4 protein-coding genes are annotated in these 4,997 nt (G+C 74.3%); 1 reads left to right on the top strand and 3 read right to left on the bottom strand.

The features are described from left to right. From C667_RS20130 to C667_RS20120, 3 genes are all read right to left on the bottom strand, one after another. Positions 1-1,725: nSTAND1 domain-containing NTPase (locus C667_RS20130; RefSeq protein WP_004379510.1), on the bottom strand; the 1,725-nt coding region annotated here is incomplete at its 3' end. After that, entirely contained in the window at positions 1,722-2,822 is a 1,101-nt protein-coding gene (locus C667_RS20125; protein ID WP_004379508.1) for a toll/interleukin-1 receptor domain-containing protein, read from the bottom strand. The genes C667_RS20130 and C667_RS20125, both read right to left, overlap by 4 nt. A 138-nt stretch (positions 2,823-2,960) precedes the next feature. After that, positions 2,961-4,088: an extracellular catalytic domain type 2 short-chain-length polyhydroxyalkanoate depolymerase gene (locus tag C667_RS20120; RefSeq protein ID WP_004379506.1), complete on the bottom strand. Its 1,128-nt coding sequence runs from the start codon at positions 4,086-4,088 to the stop codon at positions 2,961-2,963. A 213-nt stretch (positions 4,089-4,301) separates the two neighbouring features. Between C667_RS20120 and menA the strand changes: the two genes are divergently transcribed. Then, positions 4,302-4,997, top strand: a 696-nt coding sequence (gene menA, locus C667_RS20115; protein WP_051174705.1) for a 1,4-dihydroxy-2-naphthoate octaprenyltransferase, incomplete at its 3' end; no start/stop codon positions are given.

Here is a 4,997-nt window from a genome sequence, read left to right as displayed (position 1 = left end):
CGCGAGCTCGCGCTCGCCTTCGGCGACCCGGCGCGCGTCCTCGGCGATGCGCGACTGCTGCCAGGCCAGCCCGCCGAGCGCGCTGGTGAAGGCGAGCACGCTGAGGCCCACGGCGAGCGCGCGGCTGCGCCTGCGCAGGCGACGCGCCTCCTGACGCTGCTTCTCGGCGACCTCGCGCTCGGCCGTGCGCAGGGCGCGCGCCTCGACGCTGGCGGCGATCAGGCGCTGCACGCGCTCCCAGCCACCGCCGTAACGCTCCGCCCACGCGGGGTTGCGCCGGCGCAGCCAGCGCTCGCGCTCGTCGGTGGTGGTGGCGCCGAGCACGTTGCCCGGGTCGCGCTCGAAGCTGTCGGCCTGCACCAGCAGCGCGCGCCACACCAGGCCGTTGCGGAACTCGCGCGCCAGCCAGCCCTCGCGCGCCTCGGCGATGCGCCGCCAGCAGCGGATCAGGGCCTCGTGGCTGATGTCGATGAGCTCGTCGGCGCGCAGCGGTTCGTGCCCGTAGGGCTTGAGGAAGGACACGCCGTCGGCACGGAAGGCGTCGACCACGCAGCGCAGCGCGGACTCCGTGGCGCCGGTCACCGCCACCAGGCGCTCGAGCGCGCATGGCCGGCGGATGGCCTGGCCCTCGGCGTTGATGTCGGTGAGCGCGCGAAAGAGGTCTTCCACCACCCGCGTCGCCTCGCCGCCGAAGCACTGCCGTTCGGCGCGCGCCTGCACGGCGTCGGCGTGCGCCGAGAGCAGGCCGGCGAGGCCGTTTTCGGCGCGGTAGTGCTCCACCCCGAGCCGCCATGCCGGCGCACCCGGGGTCGGTCCGACGACGGCCTGGCCCGGAGCTCGCGCGCCCTCGTCGTGGAGCAGCATCAGCCCGTGCTGGATCAGCGGCAGCTGGTCCTGCCCGCCGCCGCCATCCACGATCAGGCGCTCGGCCAGCTCGCGCGTCACCTCGCCGTCGTAGAGCACCGCCGGCTCGCGGATCGCGCGCATCAGGTCGTCGTGCTCCATGCGCGGCAGCAGGTATTGCGCGCGATTGACCGCCTCGGCGAAGCCCTCGTAGCGCGAGCACGCGCCGAGGAACTCCGAGCGCATGGTCAGCACCGCGTACAGCCCGGCCGGCGGCGCGTCGAGGAGTCCGACCAGGCAGGCCGCCAGCAGCGCGGCTTCTTCCGGGCCGTGGCGGCGGGCGTGCTCGAAGAGCTCCTCGAACTGGTCGACCAGGATGCAGACCTGGTTGCGCGGTCCGCAGCCGAGCAACTCGGCGAGCGCCGCCGGGGCCTCGCGGCCGAAGTTGAGCGTGCGCCGGAAGGCGATCGTGCGTGCCTCGAGCCCCTCGTCCCCGCCCTCTCCCCCGCCCTCCCCTTCGCGGGTCGCGTCGAGCGCGGCGAGCGCCCGTGCGAGGTTCCATAGCGGCGCCGCGCGCGGCAGCGTGGTGCAGGTGCGCCAGCGCACGCCGCCGCGCGCGCTCTCCTGTTCCAGCCGCGGCAGCACGCCGGCGCGCACCAGCGAGCTCTTGCCGCAGCCCGAGTCGCCATGGACCACGAGCAGGCGATGGCCGAGCAGGCGGTCGACGATCTCGTCGGTCATGCGCTCGCGGCCGAAGAAGATCGGCCACTCGTGCTGCTCGAAGGGCCGCAGGCCGGGATAGGGGCGGGCCGGCAGGTGGATCGCGAAGACCGCGTCGAAGCGCTCGTCGGCGGATGATGCCACGGCTGCGCCCGGGCTCATGGCGCACCCCCGGCCTGCACGCCCTTGGCGCCCAGCCAGTCGCGCACCGCGACCGGCCAGCCCTCGTCGGTGCCGTCGATCCAGTCCGCCTGCACGATGCGCGCGGTGGCACGGCGAACGCTGGTGGCGATGGCGGCGCCGGCGGTGTCGAGCAGGCCGCAGGGCAGCAGGCGGTGCGAACGCGCCCGCGCCGACTGGCGGTCGTGCTTGCCCACCACCACGAGGTCGGCGTCGAGCGCGCGGCCGTCGTCAGTGCCGAGCAGCAGCAGGGCGTCGCAGCCGCTGAGGGTCTCCACCCTGCGCTCGCGCACGGCCTGCAGGCGCACCGGATCGCTGTCGACGCGGTCGGGCTCGCCCGGCACCACCGCGAAGCCCTTGTCGACGAGCTTGAGCGCCGCCGCTTCCCAGGCCGCGGCGTGATCGCTGCGGCCGTGCAGGTAGAGCGTCTGGCCGCTGTCGCGGACCAGGCGCTCGGCCTCCTCGCGCTGGCGGCGCAAGTCCTCGGCGCGCGCGCGCATGGCCTCGAGCTTGGGGTAGAGCCGGCCGACCATGTCGAGCAGGGCCTTGCGGAACTCGCTGCCGAAGGCGCCGGGCAGGTCCGTCCAGCCCAGCGGCCGCGGCGGCACGGCGTCGGCCGGGTAGAAGGCGAAGCCGACCAGTTGCTCGCCGCGCGCATCGCACAGCGCGGCCGGCCACGGCGTGTCGGTGGGCCAGATGCGCACCACCGCGATGCGCTCCTCGTGCGGCAGGCCGAGCGCGGCCTGGCGCTCCAGCCACCAGTCGCGCTCGTCGGCGCACCACTGCGAGGCGAGGTAGTCGGGCGACATCAGCACCACCAGCAGCGCCGCGCCGGCGATCTGTTCCTGCAGCTGGGCGGTGAGCGGCGCCATGGGGTCGAGGCTCTGCGCCGGACGGTGGTCCTGGTCGCGGAATACGCTCAGGCTGGTGCGGAAGCGGCGGTCGGCGCGCAGCTCGCGCTCGAGCTCGTGCGCGAACGCGGCCGACCACGGCTTCAGGTAGGCCCCACCGCTCCCGTCGTCGCCGTGGCTGTAGCTCACGAAGAGGTCGTGGCGGAAGGGCTCTCCGACATAGGACATGGCGACTCCCTCGCGTTGACCGGCGTGCCGCCCGGGTCCGCCCGTTGCGGGCGGGTCACCGGAAGGCGGCACCTGCTTTCCTTATAGTCCAAGTGCGGGAGCCGGGCCAGAGGCGCCACGCCGGCGTGGCCGCCGGGCTCAGTCGCGGCGGCCGGAGGCGAGGCGCTCGATCATCGCGCGCACGCTGCGGATCTGGACGCCGTCGCGGGTGGCGTAGTCGGCGTCGGTGAAGCCCCACCAGTCCCAGCAGCCGTTGGGGTTCTTCCACGGGATCGACACCGCCTGCGGGAACAGCACCACCAGGCGGTTGGTGTCGGCCCAGCGGTCATAGCCGGTGTTGCGCACGAACGTAGTGCCGTTGTAGAGGCCGCCACCGGGCGGGCGACGCAGCGGCAGGAAGCTCTGCCCCTGCTTGCAGCCGTGGAAGACCACGTGCAGCCGGCAGCGCTCGCCCGCCGCGCAGGCGGGCGGGATATAGACCCAGCCGGTCTTGTCCAGGCCGGTGCCCCACAGGTAGCTGAAGATACCCGTCGTGGGGATGTAGGCGCGCTGGTCGAACTCGACGAAGCGGCCGGCCGGGGTGGGCGTGGTGCGCGGCGGGGCGACGTCCGGGCCGTAGATCCAGTCGAGGATCGCGTGTGCGGCCTCGAAGCCGCACTTGCCGATGTAGGGCTCGTCGGTCGTGCCGCAGGCGCCGCCGTAGGCGGTGGTGGGCATGGTGTGGCCCGCGGCGTCGAGCGTCACCGGCTTCAGCGCGCTCGCGGGCAGGCCGAAGGCGTCGTAATAGCCGTGCAGCTGGCGGGTGATCGGGGCCGGCACCAGCGCGTCCTTCCCGCCCACCACCGTCACCACGCGCTGGCGGGCGATCTGCGCCGGGTCGTCGATGCGGCCTTCGGCATGGAAGGCGCGCGTGGCCGCGACCAGCTCGGGCACCGCGGTGCTGGCGTCGCCGACCTTGCACGACAGGGTCGGCTCGCCGGTGCAGGAGCACTCGGTGGTGGCCTTCATCACGCTGTCCTGCGCGCAATAGTAGGGCCCGCCGGCGACCACTCCGGCACCGCGGACGATGCCGGAATGGGCGACCTGCACCTGCACCGACATGAAGCCGCCCGACGAGATGCCCGAGACCGAGCTGTCCTCGATGGCGATGTTGAGCGCCGGCAGCGGCCCCGGCGGCGCGGCGAGGGCGCCGCCGGCCAGGGCCGCGCAGATCAGCACGGCCGCGGTGCGGGCGAGCGGCGGCAGGGTGGGCGTGAGCTTCTTCATGATGGGCCTCCGGCAGGGAATGTGGGCAGGTCTTCGCAACCAGCATAGTCCAGCGTGGCGGGTCCGCGGGTGGTGCGCGGCGGCTATGCGATAATCCGCGCTCTTCGCAGCGTCTTCCACCATGTTCGTCTCCCTGCACTTCGCACCGCACGCGCTTTCTTCGCCCCAGGCAGCCACCCTGGGCGCCACGCTCGTCGCCCGCCGAGGCGGCACGTGACGCCGCCGCTTCCTGCTCCGCCACGCCCCGGCACGCTGGGCGTGTGGTGGGCGGCGATCCGGCCGCGCACGCTGGGCATGGCGCTCGCCCCGGTCATGCTCGGCACGGCGCTCGCCGTCGCCGACGGCGTCGAGCTGGCGTGGGCGGTGCTGTTCGCCACCGCGGCCTGCGCGCTGCTGATCCAGGTCGGCACCAACCTCTACAACGACGCGGTCGACTTCGAGCGCGGCACCGATCGCCCCGAGCGCCTCGGGCCGCTGCGGGTCACGCTGGCCGGCTGGGCGAGCGCCGCCGAGGTCAAGCGCGGCGCCCTGCTCTGCCTGCTGCTCGCGCTGCTGCTCGGCGCCTGGCTGTGCGTGGTCGGCGGCGGCCTGATCCTGGCGATCGGGGTGGCCTCGCTGGTGGCGGGCTGGGCCTATTCCGGCGGGCCGCGGCCGATCTCGCACTCGCCGCTCGGCGAGCTCTTCGTGCTGCTCTTCTTCGGCGTGTTCGCGGTGCTCGGCAGCCACTGGCTGCAGTCGCGCGCGGTCGGCCACCTCGACCTGCTCGCCGGCCTGGCGGTGGGTGCGCCCGCCGCCGCGGTGCTGCTGGTCAACAACTATCGCGACCTCGCCGGCGATCTGCGCGCCGGGCGCCGCACCCTCGCCGCGCTGCTTGGCGCCGAGGGCGCGCGCCGTGCCTTCGCGCTGCTG

It is taken from the genome of Thauera phenylacetica B4P, assembly GCF_000310225.1.
In the GTDB taxonomy this organism is placed as follows: domain Bacteria; phylum Pseudomonadota; class Gammaproteobacteria; order Burkholderiales; family Rhodocyclaceae; genus Thauera; species Thauera phenylacetica.
The sequence above is the reverse complement of the archived record's forward strand: the minus strand, read 5'-3'. Positions and strand labels throughout refer to the sequence as shown.

What these genes read in the sequence shown, in the direction of transcription:
- C667_RS20120 (WP_004379506.1), bottom strand. Translation starts at nt 4,088, where the DNA reads ATGAAGAAGCTCACGCCCACCCTGCCGCCGCTCGCCCGCACCGCGGCC.
- C667_RS20125 (WP_004379508.1), bottom strand. Translation starts at nt 2,822, where the DNA reads ATGTCCTATGTCGGAGAGCCCTTCCGCCACGACCTCTTCGTGAGCTAC.